Source organism: Streptomyces sp. NPDC007983 (genome assembly GCF_042958345.1).
Lineage (GTDB): Bacteria > Actinomycetota > Actinomycetes > Streptomycetales > Streptomycetaceae > Streptomyces.
The window spans coordinates 1-26,536 of record NZ_JBIBJI010000021.1 but is presented as its reverse complement, the minus strand read 5'-3'; the positions used below and the strand labels follow the sequence as shown (position 1 = coordinate 26,536).

General features: G+C 67.4%; 23 protein-coding genes and 1 pseudogene. 12 read left to right on the top strand and 12 right to left on the bottom strand.

What is annotated here, in order from left to right; genetic code table 11:
- Nucleotides 1–76: 76 nt before the first annotated feature.
- Nucleotides 77–412 (top strand): carboxymuconolactone decarboxylase family protein, encoded by a 336-nt coding sequence (locus ACFZCY_RS38450; protein WP_391184372.1) that lies wholly within the window; start codon nucleotides 77–79, stop codon nucleotides 410–412.
- Nucleotides 413–935: 523 nt separating this feature from the next.
- On the opposite strand, the gene ACFZCY_RS38445 is transcribed toward ACFZCY_RS38450, so the two are convergent.
- From ACFZCY_RS38445 to ACFZCY_RS38435, 3 genes and pseudogenes are all read right to left on the bottom strand, one after another.
- Nucleotides 936–1,400, bottom strand: a complete 465-nt coding sequence (locus tag ACFZCY_RS38445) for a hypothetical protein (protein ID WP_391184566.1) — start codon at nucleotides 1,398–1,400, stop codon at nucleotides 936–938.
- Between the two features lie 39 nt (nucleotides 1,401–1,439).
- Nucleotides 1,440–1,934 (bottom strand): annotated as a pseudogene (locus ACFZCY_RS38440) (MmgE/PrpD family protein); the annotation flags it as partial.
- A gap of 385 nt (nucleotides 1,935–2,319) precedes the next feature.
- Nucleotides 2,320–2,595, bottom strand: a complete 276-nt coding sequence (locus tag ACFZCY_RS38435) for a hypothetical protein (protein ID WP_391184369.1) — start codon at nucleotides 2,593–2,595, stop codon at nucleotides 2,320–2,322.
- A gap of 627 nt (nucleotides 2,596–3,222) precedes the next feature.
- On the opposite strand from ACFZCY_RS38435, the gene ACFZCY_RS38430 reads away from it, so the two are divergent.
- From ACFZCY_RS38430 to ACFZCY_RS38420, 3 genes are all read left to right on the top strand, one after another.
- Nucleotides 3,223–4,224, top strand: coding sequence for a tyrosine-type recombinase/integrase (locus ACFZCY_RS38430; protein ID WP_391184367.1), 1,002 nt, complete (start codon nucleotides 3,223–3,225; stop codon nucleotides 4,222–4,224).
- 637 nt (nucleotides 4,225–4,861) lie between these two features.
- Nucleotides 4,862–6,469 carry a GMC family oxidoreductase N-terminal domain-containing protein gene (locus tag ACFZCY_RS38425; protein WP_391184364.1) on the top strand — a complete coding sequence of 536 codons (1,608 nt, stop codon included), beginning with the start codon at nucleotides 4,862–4,864 and terminating at the stop codon, nucleotides 6,467–6,469.
- Between the two features lie 149 nt (nucleotides 6,470–6,618).
- Nucleotides 6,619–9,246 carry a SpoIIE family protein phosphatase gene (locus tag ACFZCY_RS38420; protein ID WP_391184361.1) on the top strand — a complete coding sequence of 876 codons (2,628 nt, stop codon included), beginning with the start codon at nucleotides 6,619–6,621 and terminating at the stop codon, nucleotides 9,244–9,246.
- A 19-nt stretch (nucleotides 9,247–9,265) separates the two neighbouring features.
- Here the strand turns inward: ACFZCY_RS38420 and ACFZCY_RS38415 are convergent, their stop codons facing one another.
- A complete protein-coding gene (locus ACFZCY_RS38415) occupies nucleotides 9,266–9,646 on the bottom strand; it encodes an integrase core domain-containing protein (RefSeq protein ID WP_391184359.1) in 381 nt (126 codons plus the stop codon).
- Here ACFZCY_RS38415 and ACFZCY_RS38410 point away from each other — a divergent pair.
- Complete coding sequence (locus tag ACFZCY_RS38410) at nucleotides 9,629–9,760, top strand: hypothetical protein (RefSeq protein ID WP_391184583.1); 132 nt, start codon at nucleotides 9,629–9,631, stop codon at nucleotides 9,758–9,760. The two genes, ACFZCY_RS38415 and ACFZCY_RS38410, sit on opposite strands and share 18 nt — an antisense overlap.
- A gap of 654 nt (nucleotides 9,761–10,414) precedes the next feature.
- On the opposite strand, the gene ACFZCY_RS38405 is transcribed toward ACFZCY_RS38410, so the two are convergent.
- The 8 genes from ACFZCY_RS38405 to ACFZCY_RS38370 all read right to left on the bottom strand — a co-directional run bounded on the left by ACFZCY_RS38405 (nucleotide 10,415) and on the right by ACFZCY_RS38370 (nucleotide 20,027).
- Nucleotides 10,415–11,131: an SDR family oxidoreductase gene (locus ACFZCY_RS38405; RefSeq protein ID WP_391184357.1), complete on the bottom strand. Its 717-nt coding sequence runs from the start codon at nucleotides 11,129–11,131 to the stop codon at nucleotides 10,415–10,417.
- Between the two features lie 65 nt (nucleotides 11,132–11,196).
- Nucleotides 11,197–12,243 carry an ABC transporter permease gene (locus tag ACFZCY_RS38400; RefSeq protein WP_391184354.1) on the bottom strand — a complete coding sequence of 349 codons (1,047 nt, stop codon included), beginning with the start codon at nucleotides 12,241–12,243 and terminating at the stop codon, nucleotides 11,197–11,199.
- Nucleotides 12,240–13,802 (bottom strand): ATP-binding cassette domain-containing protein, encoded by a 1,563-nt coding sequence (locus ACFZCY_RS38395; RefSeq protein ID WP_391184351.1) that lies wholly within the window; start codon nucleotides 13,800–13,802, stop codon nucleotides 12,240–12,242. The genes ACFZCY_RS38400 and ACFZCY_RS38395 overlap by 4 nt, the downstream gene beginning before the upstream one ends.
- A complete protein-coding gene (locus ACFZCY_RS38390; RefSeq protein WP_391184348.1) occupies nucleotides 13,799–14,845 on the bottom strand; it encodes a substrate-binding domain-containing protein in 1,047 nt (348 codons plus the stop codon). The genes ACFZCY_RS38395 and ACFZCY_RS38390 overlap by 4 nt, the downstream gene beginning before the upstream one ends.
- A gap of 80 nt (nucleotides 14,846–14,925) precedes the next feature.
- Complete coding sequence (locus ACFZCY_RS38385; protein WP_391184345.1) at nucleotides 14,926–15,948, bottom strand: alcohol dehydrogenase catalytic domain-containing protein; 1,023 nt, start codon at nucleotides 15,946–15,948, stop codon at nucleotides 14,926–14,928.
- A gap of 139 nt (nucleotides 15,949–16,087) precedes the next feature.
- Entirely contained in the window at nucleotides 16,088–16,888 is an 801-nt protein-coding gene (locus ACFZCY_RS38380; RefSeq protein ID WP_391184342.1) for an SDR family oxidoreductase, read from the bottom strand.
- A 115-nt stretch (nucleotides 16,889–17,003) separates the two neighbouring features.
- Nucleotides 17,004–17,861 carry a TIM barrel protein gene (locus tag ACFZCY_RS38375; RefSeq protein WP_391184339.1) on the bottom strand — a complete coding sequence of 286 codons (858 nt, stop codon included), beginning with the start codon at nucleotides 17,859–17,861 and terminating at the stop codon, nucleotides 17,004–17,006.
- 1,209 nt (nucleotides 17,862–19,070) lie between these two features.
- Nucleotides 19,071–20,027, bottom strand: coding sequence for a LysR substrate-binding domain-containing protein (locus ACFZCY_RS38370; protein WP_391184337.1), 957 nt, complete (start codon nucleotides 20,025–20,027; stop codon nucleotides 19,071–19,073).
- Nucleotides 20,028–20,232: 205 nt separating this feature from the next.
- Between ACFZCY_RS38370 and ACFZCY_RS38365 the strand changes: the two genes are divergently transcribed.
- From ACFZCY_RS38365 to ACFZCY_RS38335, 7 genes are all read left to right on the top strand, one after another.
- Nucleotides 20,233–21,339: an iron-containing alcohol dehydrogenase gene (locus ACFZCY_RS38365; RefSeq protein ID WP_391184334.1), complete on the top strand. Its 1,107-nt coding sequence runs from the start codon at nucleotides 20,233–20,235 to the stop codon at nucleotides 21,337–21,339.
- A 66-nt stretch (nucleotides 21,340–21,405) separates the two neighbouring features.
- Nucleotides 21,406–22,299, top strand: a complete 894-nt coding sequence (locus tag ACFZCY_RS38360; RefSeq protein ID WP_391184331.1) for a dioxygenase — start codon at nucleotides 21,406–21,408, stop codon at nucleotides 22,297–22,299.
- On the top strand, nucleotides 22,296–23,369 hold the full coding sequence (locus ACFZCY_RS38355) for an iron-containing alcohol dehydrogenase (protein WP_391184328.1): 1,074 nt from the start codon (nucleotides 22,296–22,298) through the stop codon (nucleotides 23,367–23,369). Before ACFZCY_RS38360 ends, ACFZCY_RS38355 begins: the two co-directional genes overlap by 4 nt.
- Before the next feature lie 47 nt (nucleotides 23,370–23,416).
- Nucleotides 23,417–23,794, top strand: a complete 378-nt coding sequence (locus tag ACFZCY_RS38350; protein WP_391184325.1) for a DUF4440 domain-containing protein — start codon at nucleotides 23,417–23,419, stop codon at nucleotides 23,792–23,794.
- A 1-nt stretch (nucleotide 23,795) separates the two neighbouring features.
- Nucleotides 23,796–24,551 (top strand): 3-oxoacid CoA-transferase subunit A, encoded by a 756-nt coding sequence (locus ACFZCY_RS38345; RefSeq protein ID WP_391184322.1) that lies wholly within the window; start codon nucleotides 23,796–23,798, stop codon nucleotides 24,549–24,551.
- Nucleotides 24,551–25,198, top strand: a complete 648-nt coding sequence (locus tag ACFZCY_RS38340; protein WP_391184319.1) for a 3-oxoacid CoA-transferase subunit B — start codon at nucleotides 24,551–24,553, stop codon at nucleotides 25,196–25,198. Before ACFZCY_RS38345 ends, ACFZCY_RS38340 begins: the two co-directional genes overlap by 1 nt.
- A complete protein-coding gene (locus ACFZCY_RS38335; RefSeq protein WP_391184317.1) occupies nucleotides 25,195–26,397 on the top strand; it encodes an acetyl-CoA C-acyltransferase in 1,203 nt (400 codons plus the stop codon). Before ACFZCY_RS38340 ends, ACFZCY_RS38335 begins: the two co-directional genes overlap by 4 nt.
- Nucleotides 26,398–26,536: the final 139 nt, after the last annotated feature.

The following is a 26,536-nucleotide window of genomic DNA, read 5'->3' as shown; positions in this document are numbered from 1 at the left end:
GGCATGTGCGGCGATGTCATTGGCATTGCGCGTAGAGAGAGCGCTCGACGGACGTCGACGCGGACAGGGAGAGATCATGGCTGAGAACACGGGCACCGGCTGGACCGGCGGGAAGAACGCCTTCGGCGGCTTCGCCCCGGGGCTGGTCCATTACACCGACCGGGTTCTCTTCGACGAGGTCTGGGAGCGCGAGGGCCTGTCCAAGCGCGACCGCAGCCTCGTCACCGTCTCCGCGCTGACCGCGCTCGGGAAGATGGACCAGCTGCGGTTCCACCTCGCGTTCGCCCGCCAGAACGGTGTCACCGACGAGGAGCTGCGGGAGGCGCTGCTGCACCTGGCGTTCTACTCCGGCTGGCCCAACGGCATGGGAGCGACGAGCGTGCTGAAGAACATCGTCGAGGAACAGGACTGAGCAGGAATGCGCTGGCAGTCCGGCGGGGGGCATGGTCTCCTCTATGTCGGGTGTGCGATGCGGGATCAGCATCACCGCTCGTCCGCCCACCTGTCCGGGCGGCGGCGCAACAGAGGCGCGTTCCTCGGCGAGCTGCTCGCTCATCCGTTCTAGGACCCGTTCGGCGGCGGCGAGCTCGTCCCGCTCGGCCCGTACTTCCGCCAGCTGCTTGGCCGGCTGTTCTTCAAGTTCGTCCGGCTCCGTCAGGTGATCTACTCCGCAGACTGCCGCCGACGGCCAGAACGAGCACCCCGAGAGCCGGTCACACCAGTCTTTTGACCTGCGGTTTCAGGTTGGGCGGAAGCTCACTGACGAAGCATGCTGGTACGCCGGTCCGGGGCGAGGGTGCGGACCACTTCCGTGGCGTCGTCCACCACGTGAAGGGCACGTATCAGTCGAACGGCCGCGCGCACTCGGTCCATGGGTACAGCAGTGGCGGCGGCAGCCGCGCAGCCCTCGAATTTGCGGGTGATGTCCTCCCATGTCAGGGGGCGTGGCTGCTGCCAGGTACGTCGGTGCCGGTGCGGGAGACGCAACGGCCGTCCCGGAGCAGCAGCTCGACTCGGCCTGGGGGGAGTTCCATCGTCCAGTCGAGGCTCTTGTCGGGTACGGGTACGACCTTGCGCGCCGTGTTCAGCACCTCCGGATCGCGCAGCCCAGTGGGCAGGAAGTCCGGCACCTCCACGGTACGGCGGACGGCGGCGACGGCCACCAGGAACGGCAGGCTGAACTTCGCGTCCACGAGTGTGGACGGGGCGCGTCGTGCATCGAGCGGGCGGCACATCAGGTCGTGGTAGTCGCCGACATGTACCCGGATCTCGTCGATGTCGTCCGGGACCAGGTGGTGGTCGGCCATGAGGCCGATGATGGCGTGGACGTGACTGTGGGCGGTGCCGACCGCGGGCCAGGGCTTGTAGAGCGTTTGGCTGCCCTGATAGTCCGTGCCCAGTCCGTCGAGGATCGCCTCACGGTCGTAGTCGCCCCCGAAGTATGTGCTGAAGACACCGTGTTCGCCTTCGAAGAGGTCAGGGACTCCGGTGATGCCCTTCTGCGCCAGCAGTGCCGCCGTGACCGCTCCCCTGGCGGGGAACCCCGCGTATATCGCCCGTAGGTTACTGCCCGTGCCGGCGACGACTTCCATGACGCCGCTGGATTGCATGCTGGCGATGCCCAGGGCGTCGGCCAGGCGCTCGCCGGGCAGGCCCATGACGCGGCCCGCCGCTGCCGTAGCGGCGTAGACTCCCAGCACGATCGACAGGTTCCAGTCCTTGCGCCAGCCGACGTTGCGGCGCAGCCATGCGAGCAGGTCTTGTCCTGCCGCGACCGCGGTGATCAGGTCGGCTCCGCGGACGCCGCCCTGTCGTTCGGCCACCGCGAAGACCGCCGGAATGATCGAGCTGGAACAGTGCTGGCCCCAGGGGGTCTGGTCGTCGTAGTCGAGGCAGTGCGCCATGGCACCGTTGGCGAAGACCGCCGCTATCGCGGGGGCCTTCCCTGAAGGGTGTCTTTATTGCCCTACCGTGGTTGACCTGGGGCTTTGCGATCGCCCGAGTATGGGCATGATCAGTGATCGTGGGTCTGCGACTGCTCTGCCTGATCTTCTGCCGACTACTGCGCTGCCTCCTCGGTGCTGGGCCGATCGACCACCGCGAAGAACGCCGAGATCCTCGTGCTTCGTCATGAGGTCGCTGTGCTGCGCCGGCAGGTTGAGCGACCGCGGCTCTCATGGGCTGATCGTGCCGCGCTCTCCCCTCTCGCCAAGCACCTGCCACCCGTTTTACGTCGCCATCGGCTGGTCACCCGGACACGCTGCTGACCCGGCACCTGTGCTTGCCGAGAATGTCATCCGCCCTGGTCGGAGGGCTCTATCAGGATTGGTGGTCGTCGGCCTCGCCGCTCGAGTAGGCGCTCTCGCGTAGTCGGTGGTGCACGCGTGATGATGATCGATCGTGCTGCTTCGATTGGCCTACCTGAGCGTGACCAATGCGTTCGCGCTGCTGCGTCTGTTGCCGATGAGCGACCGGGACAAGGATGCGGAGTTCCTGGCGCTCCGTCATCAGACCACGGTGTTCGAACGCCAACTCGACAGTGCCCGACCACGGTTCACGCCGAACGATCAGGCGCTCCTGGCGGCGCTGCTGCACCGGATGCCACTGTCCGCCCTCCGGCGTGTGCGACTACCCATGTGTCCAACTGAACCCGAGTTCGATATAGATTTCAGAATGTGGTCGTGTCCTGGGTTTCATGGATGGAGTCGCCCACTCTATGACGTGACCACAGGAGGGCTCGCTCAGCGCTTCCAGAGCGCGAGTGAACCACTTGACACATTATTTTCGCCAACATCAATCATCAAACACCGACCACAGCCGAAAGGGTTCGCGACCGGTCAACGGCCTCGAGCAGCCTCACGTGATGGCAGGGTGATGGCATCGCCCCGGTTACGCCATGATCAGCCACCTGATACGCCAGGCACCGGCGCCTCCACGGTGGAGTCACGCACTCACACTCCCCACCGGAGGTGAACACAGTGACTTCTCCATGCCCAAACGCGGCCGCCTGTACCGGCGTTGCGGCTGCCGTCGCCCCGACGCCCGGCAGTACGGTGCCAGCTGCCCCCAACTTAATGATGGCTCGAAGCACGGGTCATGGGCCTTTGCCGTTGACTTCCCTCCGCCGACGGCAAGCGCCGTCCGCTCTGCCGCAGCGGATTCGCCACCCGAAAGGCCGCCGAGACAGCACTCGAGCGCGCGCTGGAATCGGAGCGCACCGGCTTGGAGTGCAGCCACGACGTCACCCTCGCGACCTTTCTGGCCGAGTGGCTGCGCATCAAGGAGAAGACGCTCAAGCCCACCACCTTCGCCCGCTACCGCGACCACGTGCAGGCGGACCTCATCCCGTCCTTCGGCCAGCTGGCACTGACCGACCTGCGGGCCCGGCATATCACCGCCTGGAGCGAGGCCGAGCTCGCCCGCGGCCGCGGCTACACCGCCGTCTACCGGAGCGGTGCCACCTTCTCCAGCGCCCTTGGCCACGCAGTACGCACCCGCCTGATCCCCGCCAACCCGTGCCGGTACGTGCTGCTCCCCCGTCCGATCGCCCCGGAGCGGATCTGCTGGAACCCCACCCAGGCCGCAGCCTTCCTGCGCCACAACCACGCCCACTACCGCGACCAGATCGACGACCTGTTCGAGCTGCTGCTGGGCACCGGTATGCGGCGCGGCGAGGCCCTGAGGCTGCACTGGACGGATGTGCACCTGTCCGAGCGGATGCTGCTGGTGCGCTGGAGCCTGACAGCGGTGAACAACAACCGCCTCTCCCTCGGACACCCCAAAACGAAAGCCAGCCGGAACTGGGTGAGCCTAGCCCCGCGTGTGGTCGCCGCCCTGGAGCGCCAGGCCGCGCTCGCCCGAGCCGGCCAGCCGGAGGGCACGCCGCTGGAAGGTCTGGTCTTGTGCCGCTCGGACGGCTCGCCGCTGCGTCCACAGGGCGTGCTGGTCGAGCTGCGCCGGCGCGCCGCCGAGCTCGGGCTGCCGCGGATCGGCGTGCACGATCTGCGGCACACCGCCGCCACCATCATGATCAGCTCACCGGTGCCGCTGGCCGTGGTCTCCAAGACCCTGCGCCACTCGACGCTGGCCACCACCGTCAACCTCTACGGCCACCTGCTCCCCCACGCCGCCCGCGACGCCGTCACCGCCATCGGCACGGCCCTGGAACGCGCCGACCGCAAGGCCAGCGGTCCTGGTGGAGCGTCAGAACAGCGGGCGGCGTGAGGGCTCAGACGGCTCCGTGCTCACTGCAGCCGCGCCTTGTCTCGGCGCCCCTTGCCAGGGGCGCCCTGGCGGCGCCGCCCTCGTGTTCACCGGTTGTCATCACGTCGCCATCACGTGTCACACGAACGCAATCAGCGGGTCTGCCATCACTGGCAAACCTGCTGGTCACACCGTCGGGACGACAGGATTTGAACCTGCGCCCCCCTTGCCCCCCATGCCAGCCGCCGTGCCCGTGTCGCCGCGAATCCGTACGGCTTCCGGTGAGGACAAGCCGGTCAGTACCCCGTGCTGAGCGGGTGGGGAAACTACTCCGCTCGTCGGCCAGGGCCGTCGCGCCACCCAGCTACATCGAGGAGCAAGTCCGCCACGCCGCTCGGTACGAGATTCCCTCCGCATAGGCTGAGGCCGCCGCCCGCGCAGCCGTACACGCGTTGCTCGACGCCAAGTGGCAGGCGCTGCCGAAGCGGGGGCGGTGACATAGGATATGAAGACCAACCGGCTGTGGGGTCGTCCACAGCCTCGGCTGATCGGGCGCTGCGTCTCTCCATCGAAGATCATCAGCCACACGGCATGGCAGTGGATCACCCTGCGGGATGCAACGACGACCTTCCCTTTGTGGAAAGGACGGTCGATACCCGTGGCACACATTCGTCCCGTCACGGTGGACCGGGAAGTCGTCACCGCCGTACTGCGTCCCTCGTACGACTTCATCATCTGCGGCGGGGGCACCTCGGGGTCTGTCGTCGCCCGACGGCTGGCCGATGACCCCACGGTGAAGGTCCTGCTGTTGGAGGCAGGCGGCAGCGACCGGGTGCCCTCCGTCATTGACTCCACCCTCTGGCTCTCCAACATCGGCAGCGAACGCGAGTGGGGGTACCGCGCCCAGGCTTCCCCCCATCTCAACGGTCGTACGCCTCGGCTGCCGATGGGCAAGGTGCTGGGCGGCGGTTCCAGTATCAACGCTTCCGTCTGGGCACATGGCCACCGCAACGACTTCGACTCCTGGGCCGAGGACAGTGGCGATCCCGGCTGGTCCTATGCGTCCGTCCTCGACATCTACCGCCGTATCGAGGACTGGACTGGCTCTGCCGATCCCCGGCGTGGTACTGGCGGCCCTCTGCGGATCGCCCTCCCCGAGGACCCGGTTCCGCTCGCGCCGAAGCTGGTCGAGGCGGCGTCCGCGCTCGGCATCCCGGCCGTCTCCGACATCAACGGTGACCCCATGGAATCCGACGGCGGCTGCGGCTTTCCCAATCTCCTGGTCGATCAGGGCAACGCCCGGGTCTCGATGGCCGCGACCTACCTTCATCCGGCCATGGGGCGCCCCAACCTCGACATCGTGCTGTGTGCCGAGGTGACGCGGCTCGGGCTGTCCGGAAAACGGGTGACCAGCGTGGAGTTCGTCCAGCGGGGCCGCCTTCACAGCGTCTCCGCGGGTGAGGAGGTGATCGTCTCTCTCGGCGCGATCAACACGCCGAAGCTGCTGATGCTCTCCGGCATCGGTGACCTGGCCGAAGTCTCAGCCCTCGGCATACCCGGCGTCGTGCATCTGCCCGGCGTCGGGAAGAATCTCCAGGACCACATCTTGCTCGGGGGCTGTATCTGGGAGTACCGGGTCCCCGAAGCCCCCCGGAGCAACGCCGCCGAGTTCGCCTTCTTCGCCAAGAGCGACCCGTCACTGCCCGGTCCCGACCTCATGCCGACGCTGGACGAATTCCCGTGCGCCAGCGAGGTGACGGCCACCCAGTACGACGTTCCCGTCGGAGTCGACTCCGCCTGGACACTGGCCCCCGGGCTCGCCCGGCCCGTCAGCCGTGGATCAGTACGGCTGGCCGACGCGGACCCCCTGGCGGCCCCGGTGATCAACGCCAATTTCCTGAGTGCCGAGGAGGACCTGAAGGCTCTCGAGTACTGCGTGGCACTGTGCCGGGAAATCGGGAACTCGTCAGTGGTGAAACCGCTTGCCAAACGCGAGGTCATGCCCGGCCCGCTCAGCGGCAACGACCTCAGGAATTTCGTCCGCAACGCGGCCGGCTCGTACTTCCACGAAACCTGCACCGCAAAGATGGGGCGCGACGAGATGTCTGTTGTCGACAGCTCCCTGCGCGTCTACGGCATTGATGGCCTGCGCATCGCGGACGGCTCGGTCATGCCGAGCATTACGAGTGGCAACACCATGGCACCATGCGTAGTCATCGCCGAACGGGCAGCGGAGCTGATCAAGACACGCCACGGTTTGAGGTGACTTTCCACCATCGGGTCCCGAAACCGATCCTGCGCATTTCGCCGGTCGACACACGCTCCGAGATACCGGCTATATTCGGCTAAGAGGAGATGGTCGGCGTTCTGCGGTCCGTAGGGCGCCAAGCTTTTCGGGAGACGGCAGGTAGCTCCATGGGTGTCCATGAACAGCACCCAAAAACCGCGAACACCGGGATCACTCGATCAGCACGGACACGGCTTCGGCTGCTGGACTGCGCGGTCGACGACCGAAGCGGCATCGAGCCACTGCCGCTCGCCCTCGCCCACGTGGTCGCCGAACTCGGCGCCCTGGGGGGCATGATCCATCTGCGTGATCCGAACTACGGCTGCCTCCGTCTGGTGGCCAGCATCGGGCTCCCCAGCTCCCTGACCATGGGGTGGGAGACGCTCACGGAAGATGACAGCGCGGCTCCCGTGGCCTGCCTGCAGTACGGAATCCATGCCCGGACACCCCCTCCGCCCGTCGCCCTGCACCAGATGTCCTCACCGTCGTCCGGCCATCCCTCCCCCGGCGCCTCCGGCGTCGGAGCCATTCCTCGTGGAAGCGGTGTGACCTCCGTACCGGTGGTCACACCCGAACGACAACCGGTGGGCTCGCTGTCCGTCCTGACGGACACAGATGGTGACCTCAGCGACGCTCAGCGCCACTTCCTTCGGACGGTCGCCGGGTGGATCGCTGAGCGCGGACAGCCCGCCCCGGCCACCGCCACGGGCATCGGGCACGAAGGCGAGCCCCCCTGCAGTGACACCATCGGCAAGTCCATGTGGCGGATGAACGACGGTCTTCTCCTGCTCGACCGTCACTCACGGATCACGTTCGCCAACGTGGCGGTCCTGAATCTACTCGGTTCTTCCGCGACAGGGGAGCTGGGAACAGTCCTATGGGACCACCCGGTGATCCGTGAGACCGGGATGGCCGCCTGCCACGGGCAGGTGGCGGCCACTCGCACACCGGTCGGCCTCGACACCCAGTGGCCCGGGAGATCAGAGTGGTATCACGTACGACTCGACCCTATTCCCGACGGCCTGGTCATCCACATCTCCGATATCACCGAACGCCGGACGCGGGAAGCCGAGCGCACCGCGGCCGAGCGCACCGCGGCCGAGCGCGTCACCCTCATGGGGGAGCTCACGTCGGCACTCGCCAAGGCACTGACCGTCCGGGACGTCGTGAAGGCCGTCGCCAACCGCATGCTTCCCCCTTTCGGCGCAACCGGCCTGATCTGCCAGCTGATCGAGAACGGGCGCGTGCGCATGGTCGGCTCTTCCGGGTATCCGGAGGAGTTCCTCAAGATCGTCCAGAAGATTCCCTTCTCGGAAATGTCCGCCATCGTCCGTGTGCTCACCACCCGCTCCCCAAGCTTCCTGTCCACTCCGCAGGAGTACGCCGAACAACACCCTGACGCTGTCGACTACCTTCACCAAAGCGGGATGAACGCCTGGGCATTTCTCCCGCTGATCGCCTCCGACCAGCAGATCGGCTACTGCGTGGTGGCCTTCAGCCGACCCCGCCACTTCTCGGAGGAGGACCGTTCCCTGCTCATCGCTCTCAGCGGGCTGGTCGCCCAGGCACTGGAGAGGGCTCGCCTCTACGACGCCGAGCACACTCGCGCCCAAGAACTGCAGCGCGGTCTTCTGCCCCGTACCCTGCCTTCCTTGATGGCGGTCACGGCCGCCGCCCGCTACCTACCCGCCAGTGAAGGCATACAGGTCGGTGGGGACTGGTACGACATCATCCCGCTGTCCGGGGAGCGGGTGGCTCTCGTCATCGGCGACGTCATGGGCCATGGACTGTCCGAGGCCGCCACGATGGGCCAGCTGCGTACGGCCGTCCACACCCTCGCGGACCTCGACCTCCCGCCCGGCGAACTCCTCACGCACCTCAATGACCTCGTCGGAAGCCTCGGAGACGATTTCTACGCCACCTGCTCGTACACGATCTACGACCCCACCACCAACATCTGCACCGTCGCCAGCGCCGGACACCCACCGCTCGCCATCGTCCGCCCCGACGGCGCGGTCCACTTCCCGCACGACGTCGCCGACCCACCGCTCGGCGCCGCCATCCCGCCCTTCGAGACCCATGAGGTCCACGTTCCCGAGGGCAGCCTCCTTGTGCTCTACACGGACGGCCTGGTCGAATCCTCCACCGTCACCATGGACGACGGCATGGCCTCCCTCGCCCGGACTCTCACCCACGCCGCTCCCGCCTCGGGCCCGCCCGGGCAGACTGCCAAATCCGGCACCACGGCCCTCCAAGATCCTGGCCCCCTGTGCGATGCCGTCATCAGCGCGCTCCTGCCGGAGCAGACCGAGACCCAGGACGACACCGCTCTGCTGATCGCCCGTACGCGGTCACTGGCCCCCGGAAGGGTCGTCTCCTGGACACTCCCGGACGGCCCCATCGCAGCCGGTGAAGCCCGCCACCTGGTCACGGAACAGCTATCCGCGTGGCATCTCGACGAGCTGTCGATGACGACAGAACTCCTGGTCAGTGAGCTGGTCGGCAATGTCGTCCGACATGCCAAGGGGCCCATACAGCTGCGTTTGCTGCACGGCCGGGCACTGATCTGCGAGGTCTCGGACGGCAGCCTCACCACCCCTCGCATACGCCGCGCCGCCGACACCGACGAGAGCGGCCGCGGGCTGCAGCTGGTCGCGGCGCTGTCCCAACGGTGGGGCACCCGTTTCACACCGACGGGCAAGTGCATCTGGACGGAGCAGGCGCTGCCCTCGCACCTGGTGGCAGCATCGCCCTGAAGATTTGTCAATATTCCGATCAGGCCGCTGAACTGGGCGATTCCTGTTCATCGCTGGGTCGTCTGATGGGCGTGGCCTGGTACTCGTTGAGTAGTCCGCCACGTACTTGTCGGCGTCTGATAGCCGCTGCGGGTAGAGAGATGATGGCCGGATCGTCGTCTGGCGCCCGTAAGTTGAGGCTGTGGTGGGCCCGTCCGGCGTTGTAGTGCTCGGCGTATGCGGTAAGGACCGTCCGCAGGTGTCGTTCACCGGTGGTGAGGAGCCGGTCGGTGTACTCGGCGCGGGCCGTGCGTATCCATCGTTCGGCAAACGCGTTGGACTGGGGACTTTGCGGCGGAGTCGGGCCCGCCCGCTCGAACGCCCTGAGGACGCGGAGGTCGACATGCCGGTCGGCGACCACATGGTCCTCGCACTCAGCGGCCGAGTTCTGCCCGCCGAGGACCGCCGGGTGCTCGCCGCCTTCGCCGCCCAGGCCGCCGTCGTCCTGGACCGCCAGCGTGTCGGGCTCGAATAATCGTCACTGCTGGTCAAAAGGCCACGGCCTCCGCGTAGCACTGCCATCCTGGTTCGATGGTCGTGTCGCTTCTCTACCGGATGACTCGACGTCTTCTCTCTGCCCAGCAGTACTCCTACGGCGGGACACCTCGAAGGAGGCTGAGCTTCTCGTCCTCCGGCACGAAACGCTGTGCTACGACGCCAGCTGCAGGGGCGGGTACGGTACGAGCCAGCGGACCGTCTCTGGTTCGCAGCCCTGTCCTCGTTGATCCCCCGCCGCCGCTGGTCCAAGGTCTTCCCGGTCACACCGAGCACGCTGCTGACCTGGCACCGCAAGCTCGTCGCCCGCCGGTGGGTGCGCTTGCCGAGAATGTCATCCTGTGCCGCTCGAAAAGTCATCGCCGCAGATGAGCCGGGTGCGATCAGTCCGCTGGGATAATGTCCTCCGTGATCGTGTCCTTGCTGTACAACGTGACCCGGAAACTGCTGAGCGTTCCATCAGTTCTCCTCCGTCGCGGGACGGCGAAGGACGCGGAACTGCTGGTGCTGCGGCAGGAGAACGCGGTTCGGGGCCCTCCGCGACAGCACGGAGGCAGCAGGAGTTAAGGGATCTCCGTCAACGGTCTGCTCCGGCCGAACCTGGCCGCCCGTGTATACCCCGGTCCTTTGCCCGTCATGGCGTCGTGTACCCCCCGTCCACCATGTACTGTGCCCCGGTCACATAGGACGCCTCGTCGCTGGCCAGGAAGAGGATGACGTTGGCGACCTCGGTGGGTTGCCCGATCCGCCCGAGAGGCGTCGCTGCGATGACGGTGTCGGAGATGGCCTGGTCCTGCGCATCGATCATGGGGGTTGCGATGAGACCGGGGTGCACGGAGTTCACGCGGACCTTCTGACCGGCGTAGGTGAGCGCCGCGTTCTTCGTCATCTGCGTGACCGCTCCCTTCGATGCGGTGTAGGCGGCCACGCCTGCTGCGCCTACCGCGCCCCAGATGGAGGAGACGTTGACCACGGACCCGCCGGTCTTGCTCATCTGCGGGATGAAGGTCCGCATCCCGTAGAACACTCCGGTCTGGTTGACCGCGATGATGCCGTCCCAGTCCTTGAGGTCGATGTCGGTGATGCCTGCGTAAGTGCCCACCATGCCAGCGTTGTTGACGAGGATGTCGGCGCCACCGGCGTCTGCGACTTCCGCCGCGAGCTTTTCCCACGACGCGAGGTCTCGCACGTCGAGCGGGCGGAGATGGATGGTGCCGTCGTCGCGGGGGGCGGTGTAGGCGATGTCTCCGGCGTACACCCGCGCGCCCTCGGCGGCGAAGCGCTCGACGGTGGCTCTTCCGATCCCTGCCGCCGCGCCACTGACCACGGCGATCTTGTGTTCGAGTCTCACTGCCTGCTCCTCGGGAGTCTGGTTCCGGTAGCGGTCCGGCCGCGCGCCCCGCTACGGGTGCTGCCTTACGCGCCCTTGTCCGCTCCGCTGACCCTGCTGATGAGCAGGGCAATCAGGATGATTCCGCCAGTGGTGGCGCTGATCCAGTAGGCGGGGACGTTGGAGAGGACGAGCACGTTCTGGATGAGGACCAGCAGCAGGACGCCGCCGCAGGCGCCGGCCACCGTGCCGCGGCCGCCGTTGAGGCTGACACCGCCCAGGACGGCGGCGGCGAAGGCGTTGAAGATGAGGTTCTGTCCGAGGGACGAGGGGATGGAGGCGATGCGTCCGGCCTGCAGCAGGCCGGCGAGTGCCGCGAGTACGCCGCCGACGATGAAGACGCCCATGATGACGCGCTCCACCCGGATGCCGGCGACCCGGGCTGCCTGCGGGTTTCCGCCGACGGCGTAGAGCATCCGTCCAACGCGGTGTCGGGAGAGGAACAGCGTCAGGGCGATGAGTACCACCATCGCGATGAGGAACGACAGCGGCAGCTGCGCGACGCTGGCCTGTCCGGGGATGGTCATCACCGAAGGCAGTCCGGACAGGGTGGCGCCGTGGGTCAGCCCGAGGCTGACGCCGCGTAGCAGGATCAGCGTGGCGAGGGTGGCGATGAAGGCGTTGAACTTCAGGCGCACGACGAGCACGCCGTTGAACGCTCCGATGATCGCGCCCACGACGAAGACGGCGAGGAAGGCCACGATGGGCGAGTTCATGAGGCCGAGGCTGCCGCCGGCGGCCTGCAGGAAGCAGTAAGCCGCGACCATCGGAGCCAGCCCGAAGATCGACTCCAGTGACAGGTCGAATTTGCCGGTGATGAGCACCAGCGTGAGCCCCATGGTGAGGACCGCCAGTTCGCTGGTCTGCTGCAGGACGCCGTAGATGTTGTTGTAGGAGAGGAAGGTGGGGTTCAGGACGGCGCCGACGACGATGACGACGACGAGGGCTGGCAGGACGGCCCATTCGGGCTTGAGGAAGTCTGAGACTGTGCGGCCCAAGGTGGGGTGTGCGGTGGCAGGTGTGCTGCCACGCTTGGGCGGGGCGATGTCGTTGTGGTGGGTGCTGGTGCTCATGATTCCTCGCTGGACAGTTCGGAGCCTTCCATGGCGGCGACGAGTTCGCTCTCGGTCATGCCGCTTCCTTCCGTGGTCTTCCTGCCGCGGACCCAGATCTGGATCCGGTCGCAGAAGACGAGTTCTTCCGGCTCGTCGCTGACGAGGAGGACGGCCAGCCCTTCTTTGCGTCGCTGCTCGACGATGTCGAGGATCGTGGCCTTGGAGGCGATGTCGACGCCCGCGGTGGGGTGCAGTAGCACGAGCACGGCCGGGTTGGTGCTGAGTGCCGAGCCCAGCAGGACCTTCTGCTGGTTGCCGCCGCTGAGCTCCCCCACGGGCTGCGAAACGGAGGAGCACTTCACACCGAGATCGGTACGGTTCGTCTCGGCGAACCGGCGCCGTGCACGGCGGTCCAGGAGCACTCGCTTGGTCAGCTTCTTCAAAGCGGGCATGGACATGTTGTCCTCGATGGACATCTGGCCCACCAGGCCGGTGTTGATGCGGTCCTCGGGCAGCAGGCTGACGCCAGTTCGGACTGCCGTGTAGGGGTTCCATTTGCGGGGCACCGGAGTGCCTTGGACCGTGATCGCGCCTTCCCAGTCCCGGTGGTGCCCGGCCAGGGTCAGGGCCAGGCTGCGTGTGCCCGATCCAAGGTGGCCGGCCAGGCCGACGACCTCGCCGGCCCGTAGCGACAGCTCCATCGTGTCCTGGTAACCGTCCACGCGTACCGCGGCGTTGAGCACGACGGGCGCGTCTTCGGGCAGCGGCGGCCGGACGATCTGCTTCTTGGCGGTGAGGACGGTGCCAGAGGCCTCGTCGCCGACCATCGCGGAGACGATGTCGGAGGTGGTGAGTTTGTGTGCATCACCGCTCAGGACATGCCTGCCGTTGCGCAGCACGGTCACCGCGTCACACACCCGCGGGACTTCGTCCAAGTGGTGGGAGATGAACAGGAACGTCACCCCGCGTTCGCGCAGTTGATTGACGCGGGTCATGAGGATGTCGATCTCGCCGGCGACGAGCTGGGCAGTCGGTTCGTCCAGGATGACGAACCGTGAACCGTGGCTGAGGGCCCGTACGATCTCGATCATCTGGACCTCGCCGACGCCGAGGTCCATGACCTTCTTCGTCGGCGGGATGGGGATGTCCCAGTTCTCGAGTTCCGCCGCGGCGGCCTTGTTGAGCGCGCTCCAGGAGATCGTCTGCTTGTTCTGGTACGTGCCCAGGTAGAGGTTCTCCGCGACGCTGAGGCCGGGTACGACGGTGCGGTGCTGGTAGACGCAGCTGACCGCGGACAGCCACGCCTTGCGGTCCGAGCGCGGTGGCGGTTGCGCGCCGCCCAGCAGGAACGTGCCCGAGTCGATCTCGTTCAGTCCGGTCAGGACGGACACCAGGGTGGACTTGCCGGCGCCGTTGCGGCCGACGAGTCCGTGTGACTCGCCTCGACGCACGGTGAGCGAGAGGCCGTCGAGTGCCGTGGTGGCCCCGAACCGTTTGACGGCGTCTCGAATCTCCACGATGGGTTCGCCCGCGCCGAGCAGGTCGTGCGTGTCGGTGGAGTGGTTGGGGATCGTCATGACCTGTTGCCCCACAGGGTGGAATCGTTGACGTTCTTTTTCGTCACCACAGGTGCGGGCAGCTCGTCGATGAAGGAGGAGCCCTTCTTCACGACCGTGCTGTCGTGGTCGGTGGCCCCGGCCTTCATCTTCTTGCCGTCCAGCGCGTCCTGGAGGTAGCCGACGCCGTACTTGGCGTAGTCGAGCACGGGCTGCGAGACGGTGGCGTCCAGATAGCCCTTGCGGATCGCGTCGAGCGATTCCACGCCGCCGTCGATGGCGACCGTCGGCAGGTGTCCGGACTGCCCCACGGGTGACAGACGCCCGCGGGCCTTCAGGGTTGCGGCGACCGGCTCGTAGTAGAGCGTGTCGGTGGCCAGGAACACGCCGTTCAGCTGTGGAGTGCTGCTGAGCACCGTCGACATGACATTCGCGCTCTTCGTGCCGTCCCACTCGGCGGACTGCCGGATGACCTTGACGCCCGGTGCCTTCTTCTTGAACTCCTTGTCGAAGCCGCTCTTGCGGTCCTGCCCGTTGGTGGTCGTCAAACCGCCCATGATTTCCAGGATCTTGCCAGTCTTGGGCACCTTGGCCGCTAGTGCGCCCGCGGCCTGGGCCGCCATCGCCTCGTTGTCCGCCTTCACGACGGCGTACACCTCCCCCGCTGCGGGCGCGTCGTCGACGATGACCACCGGGACCTTCTGGCTCTTCGCGTAGTCCAGAGCGGGTCGGATCGCCGACCGGTCGACCACGCCTGCCAGGATCACGTTGGCGCCGGCCGCGATGAGGTTACGGAAGTCGTTGACCTGCTGGCTGGCGTCGCGGTTGGCGTTCGTCGTCTGCACGACCTTGCCGCCTTCTGCTTTCGCCTGGGCCGTCGCCTCCTTGCCCAGGACCGTGAAGAAGGGAGTGTTGAGCGTCGGCATGGACAGCCCGAGCTTCATCTTCGATCCCTTCTCCGTACCGGCGGCGGTGGGGCCGGTGGCACTGCATGCCGTGGCGCCGCCGACCAGGACCGTGCTCAGGCATATGGCTGCGAGACGCCTGCCACGCAGGGTCGGCATGGATCTGGTCTGGGTGAGCGGAGACATCTGGGGACCTCTTCTTTCTGGGGAGGTGCTGAGCGGTTTGGTGGCCGCCGCGCTCAGTCGCCGGTTCCGGTCTTGATCAGTGCCTTGATGGTGGAGTCGGGCCGGCGGAGCGCGGCGAAGGCCGCCTCATGCTGATCGAGCGTCAGCACGGTCGAGGTCAGCGAGATGACGTCGACAGCGTCTCGGCTCAGGAGCTCGATGGCCTGGTCGAACTCTTCGGCGTAAATGAAGTTCGCCGAGATGGTGATCTCTTTGGTCAGCGCATCCATGGCGGAGAACGCGACCGGTACCGCGGCGACCCCGATCAGCTGGACCGTCCCGCCCGGCGAGAGCAGAGTGATCGCGGTCTGCACCGCGGTCGGGTTCCCGGAACATTCGTAGACCCGGTCGACGGGCCGGAAGTCGCCGCAGGCGACGGCCTCGGCGAGCGTCGCCGGGGTGTAGACCGCGTCGGCTCCGATGCTCATGGCGACGTCACCGCGGAAGCCGGACGGTTCGACGACGTCGATCCGCGCGGCCCCCGCTCTGCGCAGCAGCTGCACGGTCAGCAGGCCGATGGGGCCGCCGCCGATGACCACGGCTGAGTCCCCGAGTCGGATACCTGATCCGCGTACGGCACGGATCGCGACGGCCAGCGGCTCGGTCCATGCACCGCGCTTGCTGTCCACGGAGTCGGGCAGCCGGTGCAAGTGGACCGCGGGTACCGTGGCGAACTCGGCCATGCCCCCGTCGCGGCGTACGCCGAGGCCGTTGTCGAAGACCGCGGTCTTGCAGAGGTTGGTGCGGCTGGTGCGGCAGGCTTCGCACACACCACAGGTGTTCCCGTTGGGGTTCACCGTGACCCGGTCGCCGATATTCCAGCCGGTGACACCGTGCCCGATCGCGGCGATCACGCCGGAGAACTCGTGCCCAATCGTGACGGGCGGAGCGAAGAGGTCCAGATCGGCGGCGTGCAGGTCGGTGCCGCAGATACCGCAGTACTCCGAGGCGATCAGTATTTCGCCTCGGCCGGGTTCCCGGACCGGCCGGTCTTCCAGCGCGATCTTGCGGTCTGGTGTGAGGACGACCGCCTTCACGACGCCGCCTGCTGTGCGGCGTTCGTCTGTGCGCGGGATGCTGTGATCATGGTGGTCTCCGTCCATGCACTGGGGAGGGGAGCGGGTTCGGATCGGGCGTCGGTCTCCGCCGACCGGCAGGGCGGTGCAGGTGTCACGGTCAGAGCAGGCTGCGTACGCTGCCGCCGTCCACGCCCCACACCGACGCGGTCACGAAGCTCGCGGCATCGCTGGCGAGGAAGGTGATGACCCGGGCAACCTCCTCGGGCGCGCCGAGACGGCGCAACGGCAGCTGCCGCAGGCTCATCTCGTGCTCGACCGCAGCCATCGATTCCATGCCGTGCACCTCCCCGAAGGTCTCGGCGAAGCCGCCGGGTTTGGTCCAAAACGGTGTCCAGACCGGGCCGGGAGCGACGGCGTTGACCCGAAGGGCCGGCCCCTCCGCCCGTGCGAGTGACTTGGTCAGGGAAAGGACCGCGGCCTTGCTGGCTGAGTAATCCGCAGGTACCGGCTCGGGTTGGCGCGCCAGGTCGGAGGCGTTGTTGACGACGACGCCGGAGGTGGCCTTGCGCAGCGTGGGCAGGCACGCGCGGGTGATGCGCACGCAGCTCATGAAGTTCAGATCAAGAGTGCGCTGCCAGTCATCGTCGGTGAGGTCGTCGAAGTGCCGTACCGCACCCGCGCCCACGTTGTTCACGAGGATGTCAAGGCCGCCGAGCGCCTCCAGGGCCTGGGCGGCTCCCTCAGAACATCCCGCCGCGCTCGACAGGTCGGCCGGTACGGCGATGACCGAGCCGGTGAGTTGCTGTGTGGCCTCTTCGAGTTCGTGCAGCGCCGTCTCATCGATGTCGAGCGCGGCAACCCTGCAGCCCTCGGCAGCCAGGTGTTCCGCGGTGGCACGGCCGATGCCGGTGGCGGCACCGGTGATGAGGGCCTGGCGGCCGTTCAGTTGCAGATCCATGTGAGTCATCCGTCCAGGCGGGTGCGGTTTGATGCGGCGGGGTCAGGCCGAGGGACACAGGCTTGGCTGGGAGGACGCACAGCGGGCCACCGCGACGGGGATTGGCCCGCCACGCTCAGCCGGCGGGCCGGTCGAGGAAGGACAGAGTGGTCGCGTAGGCCGCGTTCACCGCTTCCTCAAGGGGCAGCTTGCGATACTCCGCACCCAGGATCTCCACGCCCCACGGCCCCTGGTAGCCGGTGCTCTTGATGGCGTCCACGAAGCCGGCCACGTCGAACTCGCCTTCACCGCACAGGCGTCGGCCGTTGAAGGTGTCCGCCAGAAGGTCGCCCTCCCAGGTCAGCGGTGCGTCGTCGAGCTCGATGCTGGTCAGGTGCTCGGCCGGCAGATCGGCCAGGGTGGCGAAGTCGACGCCGGCACGCTGCGTGTGCCAGATGTCGACCAGGAGTCCACCCGCCGGGTGCCCGGCCCGCTGGACCACCTCCAGTCCCTCCTGGGGGGTCTTGATGGCGCCGAAGGGCATCGGCTCGAGCGCGAGACGTGTGCCCGCCTCAGCGGCGTCGGCCGCCAAGCCGGCAAAACTCTCGGCGAGCCGGTCGACACTGACCTTGGCGCCGGTGTGGTCACCGCACTTGATGTGGCGGGCGCCGACCGCTTCTGCCGCGCGGAGCATGTCGGCGCGGATCTTGTCGGAGCGCTTCCTGTCCTCACCTGTGGTGAACCAGTTCATGAGGAATTCGATCTCGAAATGCTCGATGCCGTTGTCGGCGAGCATCAGCTTCAGGTCCGGGAAGCCGACGGTTCGCTCCGCGTCGAGCAGGTCGAGGTGGCCGATGCCGAATCCCTTGAAGCCGGCGCGGCCCGCGGCTTCGATGCGCTCGCGGACGCCGAGCGGGCTGCGGTCTTCCTCCGCCCCCGCGTCCGCGTCTCCTGCGGTGACCCAGCAGGCTGCAATGAGTTCGTAGGTGCTCAACTTCAGTTTCCTTTCGACCAATACTCTAAAATTGTCCGATTTACGAAGAATGTCCGACTCGTCGAGGGTGATAAGTGTTCGATGAGACGGGGAATGGCCGTTGGCGCAGATGAGGCACCTCGGGGACGCCATCACATCGCGCCGCACGCCGACCGTGGCCAGTTACGGCCAGGCTAGATGAATAGGCATCAATGGGCGCCTTTGGGTCTAATACGACAAGTCGGGGTAGGAGTGGCGTAAACTCTGCGTTACATGGTTGGGCCCGCTACTCAGACTGTCCAATACTTGTTCTTCGAATGATCTATACGTTTGCCAACTAGATGGAAGGCTGCGGTTCCAGGGCTCTAGCACTCGTCCCAGCCGGAGTGAGCCCGCCTACGGCCCGGATTTCGGTCCGGACATCCCGTCCATACGTGCCGCTGCACCGGTCCTCGACTGGCTGGGGTCCACGATCTCCGGCTCCCGGGCGAGCATGAGCCTCGCCGATGCCCGGGCAGGAAGATCCAGTGCCGCTCCGGGAGATGCATTCGCGAGTCGACGCCTGGACGCCCTCGCCGCCGCGCCGGGGTTCTCCCTCGCTGAGAACGTGGTCGGTACGAACGGCATCGCCCTGGCCCTGGCGGAGCGCCGGGCGGAGCGCCGGGCGGAGCACCACCCCTGTCGTGTCATCGGGGCCGAGCACTTTGCCGAGTGCTTCCAGCAGTGCGCCTGCGTTCCGTTCCTGTCCGCGACCCCCTCAGCGGTCAGATCCAAGGCGTCGTCGACTTCGCCGGCGGCGCGGCCGATGCCGAACCTGAGGCCGAGACCCCTGATGCGTGAGCAGGGGGCGCTCTTGAGGAACGGATGTTGAAGCAGGCCACACGGCGGGAGCGTCTCTTACCCGAGACATCCGTCGGGCCGAGCGCCGAGCGCGGGCTATGACCGTGGCCGGCGAGTCACTGTCCGGAGTCGAAGGCAGCGCGATCGGACACTGTGCCTGGCTCATCTTGCAGGAGCAGGCCGTCGAGCTCATCGCACTCGGCCGGAAGGCTGCCGTCGAGGTGTCACCTTCCGCAAGATCAGACCGCCACGCTGGTGTACTCGTCCGCAGAGGCTCGCCCCAGGTCGGCTGGCTTCGCCGTCGAGGTCATCCTCGGGGATGGTCCGTCCCGCCGCCTTGACAGGCTCCACCCCGCCCGCGTTGGTCGGCTGCGGCATGGGCCGAGGACATCATCTGGCCCGCGTCGCTCCATCGACGAAGCCGGCCAGCACCGGGCTGTTGTTCTCCTGCATCCAGACAAGGCCCATCTCGACGCTGAGGGGCTCGTTCTGGAGCGCGCGATAGGTGACGCCGATCTTCTGGATGCGACGCACCGACGCGGGAATGAGCGCGACTCCGACTCCACTGGCCACGAGCCCCGCGATGGTCTGGATCAGGGCCGCCTCCTGAACGATGCGGGGCACGAATCCGCCCCGACGGCACTGCTCCAGAATGATCTCGCGTAGTCCTTGACCGCTGTGGCCGCTGACCGTCACGAACGGTTCCTCGGCAAGCTCGCCGGTATGGATCTTCCGCTGCGCCGCAAGTCTGTGACCAGGTGGAAGCGCCGCGACCAGAGGTTCGCTGGAGATGGCCGCGGACCTGAGGTTCCGGTCACCGAACGGATGCATCTCGGCGAACGGAAGGTAGAAGCAGGCGCAGTCCAGCGATCCGTCCCGCAGCCCGGAGACCTGCTGCTCCGGGGTGAGTTCGTGCAGGTCGAGCCGCACATTGCTGAACCTCGCCCGAAAGTCGCGAAGGAAGGGCGGGAGGGTTTCGATGGTAGCGGAGGGAACGAAGCCCAGAGCCAGCCTGCCCCACTCGCCTTTCGCTGCTCTCCTCGCGTCCACGATGTTCGTGTCCAGTTGGCTCAACAGCTCCTGCGTGCTCTTGTGAAAGTGACGTCCTGCCTCCGTGAGTTTCACCTTGCGCGTGGTCCGCTCGAAGAGGGCCACATCGAGCTCTTCCTCAAGCTGGCGGATCTGAGCGCTCAAAGGCGGCTGAGTCATGTTGAGCCGGTCCGCCGCTCTGCTGAAGTTCAGCTCCTCGGCCACGGCCACGAAGTACTGGAGTTGTCGCAGTTCCATCAGTGCGATCCGCCCTGTATCGCTCGGCACCGGCAGCGCCGACGGTGATGTATTCGCCATTCGTATAGATCAGAGGCAAAACGAGTATTGGACAGGATCAATACTGCACGACAACCATGTGACGCAACGTTCACAGGAGCGCGGAGGCGGTCCGTCCCCCGGGCAGAGGCACAGAGCAGGAGGGAGTCCCATGCTCACTATCCACCCCCTTGCCGTGCCGGAGACCCCGTGGCGACCGTGCGGCGCCGACCGGAAGAAGGTTCTCGTGACGGCGAGATCGATGTCGGAGGTCGTCGCGGGCTTCACCCATGACGTGCACGCGGTCAGGGTCGTATTCGCGGTCGACGCTCACCGTACGACTTTGCAGCCGGAACTCGATCGTCTTGGCGCCAAGGCGGTCCTCGTCCTGGCCTCCGCCTCGCAGAGGGCCGTGGCCAGCGCGCTCACGGCGGCGATGCCGGGTGGGCGCGCGCAGCCGTTGGCGTTCTCGCGGAGTCGGTCAGTGGCGGGGCAGATCTCCCGGGCGTGCGAAGTCGCGGCGCGCGGGGAGGCTGACTGCCTGGTCGCCGTCGGGAGCGGCGCGGTGATCCACGCTGCCAGGCAGGCCGCGCTGCGTGCGGAACTCCCCTTGGTCGCCCTGCCGACCTCGTACGCCGGTGCGGAATTCGTTTCCCCGTCGGGCACCCCGTCGTTGTCTCCCAGCAGGAGCGGACCAGCCGTAGACACGTCACCGGCGGCCTCGAGGGTGGTGATCTACGACCCGGTCCTCACCGTCGGGCTTCCGGACCACGTCACCGCCCGGTCCGCGATGCGCGCGCTCGCATACGGCGTGGACGTCCTGTGCACGCCGGACGCGAGTCCGATCGCCGCGATGATGGCAGAGGAGGGGATCCGTCAGATCGCCGATGGCATGCCGGACGCGATCTTGCATCCCCACGGCCTGGTCGGCCGTTCCCGGACCCAATACGGTGGCTACCTCACCGTCGGCTCGCTCGCCGTGACCCCGCCGGGGCCCCATCGCGCACTCTGCGAAGCCGTGGAACGGGTCTGCGGACTGCGCCACGCCGATGTGCGCCCGGTCCTCCTGCCGCACCTGCTGGCGGCCACCAGTGTGAAGCGGCCGCTGGCTCTCGCTCGTGTCGCCGAGGCCCTCGGCTGCAATGACGCCGTGCAGGGCATCACCGACCTCGCGCACGAGGTCGGCGCCGCGCAGAGCCTGCGGGAGCTGGGGATGGGGCTCGACAGGCTGGACGCCGCACTGGAGACACTGCGGCGCGACGAGACGGCCGCCCGGGACGCCGAGCTGGAGCCGGAGGCGCTCGCCATCGTCGTGGAGAACGCCTACCACGGGCGTACACCCGTCGGCCCCTGACACGGCTCGACGGCAGAAGCCCCATCGGGGAGCCAGACGCTACGTATGAAAGGTCGGGAGGATCCCATGAGTGCGCCTTCGCTGTTCTCCGAGGACAGGTCCGCGGAGATCGTGGCCGAGAGTTTCGGCTCGGACACGGACCCGAGACTGCGGCAGGTCCTGAGCTCCCTCGTCCGGCATCTGCACGCCTTCGTCAAGGACGTGGAGCTCACGGGCGAGGAGTGGGAAGCGGCCATCGCCTTCCTCACCGAGACCGGTCAGGCCTGCACCGACATCCGGCAGGAGTTCATCCTGCTGTCGGACGTGCTGGGCGTCTCCATGCTGGTCGAGACGATCAACAACCGCTCACTGGAACTCGCCACCGAGTCCACCGTCCTCGGCCCGTTCCACATGGTCGAATCCCCGCCCAGGAAGCCGGGCGACCTCATCGCCCTGGACGGCAAGGGCGAGCAGTGCCTGGTCACCGGGCGCGTCACCGACGAGAAGGGCGACCCGATCGCGAACGCCACCGTCGACGTCTGGCAGGCGAACGCCGAAGGCTTCTATGACGTACAGCAGCCCGGCATCCAGCCCGAGCGCAACCTCCGTGGCCTGTTCACCACCGACGACAACGGCGCATTCTGGTTCCGCTCCATCGTGCCCCGCTTCTACCCGATCCCGGTCGACGGGCCCGTCGGCCGCCTGCTCGAGGCCACGCACCGGCACCCGAACCGGCCGGCGCACGTGCACTTCCTGGTGACCGCCCAGGGCCACCGGCCGCTGATCACCCACCTGTTCGTGCGGGACTGCCCCTACATCGGCTCCGACGTGGTCTTCGGCGTCAAGGAAACCCTCCTGCGCGACTTCGCCCAGGTCGACGACCCCGTCCGCGCGGCCGAACTCGGGTTCGACAACCCGTACCGCGCCGTCCACTTCGACATCACCCTCCTCAGCAACGACGACCAGGAGGCCAAGCGATGAGCCGGGCCCGAACCTTCACCTACCAGTCGTTGCCCATGCGCGTGGTGATGGGACCCGGCGTGCTCGGCCAGCTGGCCGACGAGATCGACAGGGCCGGACTGGGGCGCGTCCTCGTCCTGTGTTCCCCGCCGCAGCAGGCACTCGGCGAGGCCGTCGCACAGATGATCGGCGACCGTGCCGCGGGGGTCCACCCGCACGCCCGCATGCACGTTCCGGCCGAATCCGCTGCCGCGGCCCGCGACCGGGCGGCGGAGCTGGGGGCCGACGGCTGCGTCGCGGTCGGCGGCGGCTCGGCGATCGGACTCGGCAAAGCCATCGCCCTGGAACACGGTCTGAAGATCATCGCCGTACCCACGACGTACGCCGGTTCGGAGATGACCTCTGTGTGGGGGCTGACCGAGGGCGGTCGCAAGCGCACGGGCAAGGATCCCCGGGTCCTGCCCGTCAGCGTGCTCTACGACCCCGAACTCACGCTGAGCCTTCCGGCGGCCGTCTCCGTGACCAGCGGCATGAACGCGATCGCGCACGCCGTAGAGGCCCTCTACGCCCCGGACGCCTCGCCGATCATCAGCCTGATGGCCGAGGAAGGGGTACGTTCGCTCGCTGCCGCCCTCCCCGCCGTGGTCGCGGACGGCAAGGACGTCCAGGCACGCGCCGAGGCCCAGTACGGGGCGTGGCTGTGCGGGGCCTGTCTCGGCGCCACCACGATGTCCCTGCACCACAAGCTGTGTCACGCTCTCGGCGGTACGCTCGACCTGCCGCACGCCGAGACGCACACCGTCGTCCTGCCGTACGCCCTGGCGTACAACCAGTCCGCCGTCCCCGACGCCGTCTCCGCACTCCAGCGGGCCTTGGGCCAGGTCTCCGATCCGGCCACGACCCTGTGGGAGCTCGCCCGGCGCCTGGGCGCCCCGAGCTCACTGCGTGAACTCGGCATGGAGGAAGACGACATCAGCCGGATCGTCGAGCAGGCGCTGACCCAGCCGTACGCCAACCCGCGGCAGGTCACCGCGGACGGCCTCACGCGCCTCCTGAGCCGCGCCTGGGCCGGCGAACCGCCGACCTCGTGACCTGCCGCCTCTTACCTCACGTACCGACCGCACCGAAGGAACCACTCATGACCGCAGACGACGCGGCAATCATCCGTGCCCTGGAGAACCAGCGCTTTGACGCCCTCGTCAACCAGGACTTCGATACGTTCGCCGAGCTCGCTCATCACAGCCTCTCCTACACCCACTCCAACGGGGCCCTGGACACGCTGACTTCGTACCTGGACAAGTGCAAGAGCGGTTATTACGTCTACCACCGGATCGACCACCCGATCGAGACGATCACTGTGGTCGGGGACACCGCTGTCGTCATCGGCGAGATGAACGCCGACCTGACCGCCGGAGGCGTTCGCAAGCAGCTGGCGAACCGCTCGCTCGCCGTGTGGACGCGGGCGGACGGCATCTGGAAGTTCCTCGCCTACCAGCCGACCGTCAAGCAGGTCTGACATGGACAAGGTGGTCGCCTCCGCCGCAGAAGCCCTGGCCGATGTCCACGACGGCGCGTCCCTCGCCGTCGGTGGGTTCGGCCTCAGCGGGGTCCCGAACGTACTGATCAAGGCGCTGCATGAACTCGGCATGTCCGACCTGAGGGTGGTGTCGAACAACTGCGGAGCGATGGATTCAGGGCTCGCCGTGCTCTTGGCCGCAGGACGGATCGGGCGGGTTACCGGCTCCTACATCGGGGCGAACAAGGAATTCGCGCGCCAGTACCTGGCCGGCGAGCTGGAGGTAGATCTGATCCCGCAGGGCACGCTGGCCGAGCGGCTGCGGGCCGGCGGGGCGGGAATCCCCGCCTTCTACACTCCAGCCGGCGTGGGCACGCAGGTCGCGGAGGGCGGACTGCCGTGGCGGTACGACGGTGAGGGCGGCGTCGCGCTGGCCTCACCGCCGAAGGAAGTACGGGAGTTCGGCGGCGTCGAGTACGTGCTGGAGCACGGCATCCGCACCGACTTCGCCCTCGTCCGGGCGGCGCGCGGGGACCGGCACGGGAATCTTGTGTTCAACAAGTCCACCCGCAACTTCAACCCCCTCGCCGCGATGGCCGGGCGGGTCACGATCGCCGAGGTCGAGGAGCTGGTCGAGCCCGGCGAGATCTCCCCGGACGCGGTGCACCTCCCGGGCATCTTCGTGCAGCGGGTGGTGACGCTGAGCCCCGAGCAGGCCACCGACAAGAAGATCGAGCAGCGGACGGTGAGCAGCTGATGGCCTGGACAAGGCAGCAGATGGCGGCGCGCGCCGCACGCGAGCTCAAGGATGGTCAGTACGTGAATCTGGGCATCGGCCTGCCCACCCTGATCCCCAACTACCTTCCCGAGGGGGTGGAGGTGATCCTGGAGTCCGAGAACGGCATCCTCGGCACCGGCCCCTACCCGTCCGAGGATGCCGTCGACCCTGATCTGATCAATGCCGGGAAGGAGACCGTCACGGTGCTGCCGGGGGCCTCCTTCTTCGACTCTGCGCTGTCGTTCTCGATGATCAGGGGCGGGCACATCGATGTCGCCGTGCTGGGGGCGATGCAGGTGTCCGCCTGCGGTGACCTGGCGAACTGGGCCATCCCCGGGAAGCTGATCACCGGGATCGGCGGGGCGATGGACCTGGTGCACGGGGCGCGCACGGTGATCGTGGTGATGACGCACACCGCCAAGGACGGCTCAGCGAAGATCCTCGACGAGTGCGCACTGCCGCTGACCGGCAAGACGTGCGTGGACCGCATCATCACCGACCTTGGCGTCCTCGACATCACCGACGACGGACTCGTCCTCGTCGAGTGTGCGCCCGGGGTCACCGTCGAGGAGATCATCGCCAAGACCGCCGCCAAAGTCCGCGTTCCCGAGGAGATCCAGTCGTGAAGGACGTCTACATCGTCGATGCCGTCCGCACCCCGATCGGCCGCTACAACGGCGCTCTCGCGAGTGTCCGCCCCGACGACCTGGCCGCCCACGCCATCCGCGAACTCCTCGCCCGCACTCCGGAGTTGGACCCCACGCGCATCGAGGACGTCTACTTCGGCAACGCCAACGATGCCGGCGAGGTGAACCGCAACGTCGGCCGCATGGCCGCGCTGCTCGCCGGCCTGCCCACCTCCGTGCCCGGGGTGACGGTCAACCGGCTTTGCGCCTCCGGCCTGGAGGCCGTCATCCAGGCGGCCCGCGCCATCGCGGTCGGCGACGCCCACATCGCCGTAGCTGGCGGCGTCGAGTCCATGACCCGCGCGCCCTACGTACTGCCGAAGTCGGACAAGCCATTCCCAGCAGCCCACACCGAGCTGCACTCCACCACCCTGGGCTGGCGCATGGTCAACCCGAAGATGAACCCGCAATGGACCATCCCGCTGGGCGAATCAGCCGAACTGATCGCCGACAAGCACAAGATCAGCCGGGAACAGCAGGACGACTTCGCGCTGGCCTCCCATCAGAAAGCGGCGGACGCCCAACATCAGGGCTTGTTCGACGCCGAATTGGCACCCGTGTCAGTCCCGCAACGTAAGGGCGGCCCGGTCGCCTTCGCCACCGACGAGTCAATCCGCGCGGACGCCTCACTGGCAGCGATGGCCAAGCTCAAGCCGTCCTTCCGCACCGAGAACGGCACAGTCACCGCCGGCAACGCCTCCCCCCTGAATGACGGCGCCGCCGCCCTGCTCCTGACCGACGAGGAAGGTCTGCGGGCCACCGGCCGCGAACCCCTCGCCCGCATCTCCGCCACCGGCGTCCACGCCGTCGACCCGCACTACTTCGGCCTCGCCCCGGTAGAAGCCGTCAACCGGGCGCTCGCCAAGGCCGGCAAAACCTTCGCCGACCTGGACGTCCTGGAGCTGAACGAGGCCTTCGCCGCCCAAGTTCTCGGCTGCATGGCCGAATGGCCAGAGTTCGACCCCCAGATCCTCAATCCGCAAGGTGGCGCCATCGCCCTGGGACACCCCCTCGGCGCGTCAGGAGCCCGCCTCGCCGGCACCGTCGCCCACCAACTCGCCCGCAAGGGCAGCGGCACCGGCATCGCCACCCTGTGCATCGGCGTCGGCCAAGGCCTCGCCCTCATCCTCGAACGCTGATCAGCCCGGGCCGAACGCGAACGACGAGCATCCGTGCCGACTCGCCTAGGGCCTGTGTGAGGTCGTGATCAATCTCGGGTTTTGGTCCCTTGCGGGGGCAGGACCTGGTAGGACGCTGGGTGTGACACGTAGGCAACTC

Bases quoted from the DNA above. Each gene is read 5' to 3' on its own strand.
- ACFZCY_RS38450 (WP_391184372.1), top strand. From the start codon at position 77: ATGGCTGAGAACACGGGCACCGGCTGGACCGGCGGGAAGAACGCCTTC.
- ACFZCY_RS38400 (WP_391184354.1), bottom strand. From the start codon at position 12,243: ATGAGCACCAGCACCCACCACAACGACATCGCCCCGCCCAAGCGTGGC.
- ACFZCY_RS38350 (WP_391184325.1), top strand. From the start codon at position 23,417: ATGACCGCAGACGACGCGGCAATCATCCGTGCCCTGGAGAACCAGCGC.
- ACFZCY_RS38395 (WP_391184351.1), bottom strand. From the start codon at position 13,802: ATGACGATCCCCAACCACTCCACCGACACGCACGACCTGCTCGGCGCG.
- ACFZCY_RS38420 (WP_391184361.1), top strand. From the start codon at position 6,619: ATGGGTGTCCATGAACAGCACCCAAAAACCGCGAACACCGGGATCACT.
- ACFZCY_RS38410 (WP_391184583.1), top strand. From the start codon at position 9,629: ATGCCGGTCGGCGACCACATGGTCCTCGCACTCAGCGGCCGAGTTCTG.
- ACFZCY_RS38345 (WP_391184322.1), top strand. From the start codon at position 23,796: ATGGACAAGGTGGTCGCCTCCGCCGCAGAAGCCCTGGCCGATGTCCAC.
- ACFZCY_RS38340 (WP_391184319.1), top strand. From the start codon at position 24,551: ATGGCCTGGACAAGGCAGCAGATGGCGGCGCGCGCCGCACGCGAGCTC.
- ACFZCY_RS38370 (WP_391184337.1), bottom strand. From the start codon at position 20,027: ATGGCGAATACATCACCGTCGGCGCTGCCGGTGCCGAGCGATACAGGG.
- ACFZCY_RS38380 (WP_391184342.1), bottom strand. From the start codon at position 16,888: ATGGATCTGCAACTGAACGGCCGCCAGGCCCTCATCACCGGTGCCGCC.
- ACFZCY_RS38360 (WP_391184331.1), top strand. From the start codon at position 21,406: ATGAGTGCGCCTTCGCTGTTCTCCGAGGACAGGTCCGCGGAGATCGTG.
- ACFZCY_RS38355 (WP_391184328.1), top strand. From the start codon at position 22,296: ATGAGCCGGGCCCGAACCTTCACCTACCAGTCGTTGCCCATGCGCGTG.
- ACFZCY_RS38390 (WP_391184348.1), bottom strand. From the start codon at position 14,845: ATGCCGACCCTGCGTGGCAGGCGTCTCGCAGCCATATGCCTGAGCACG.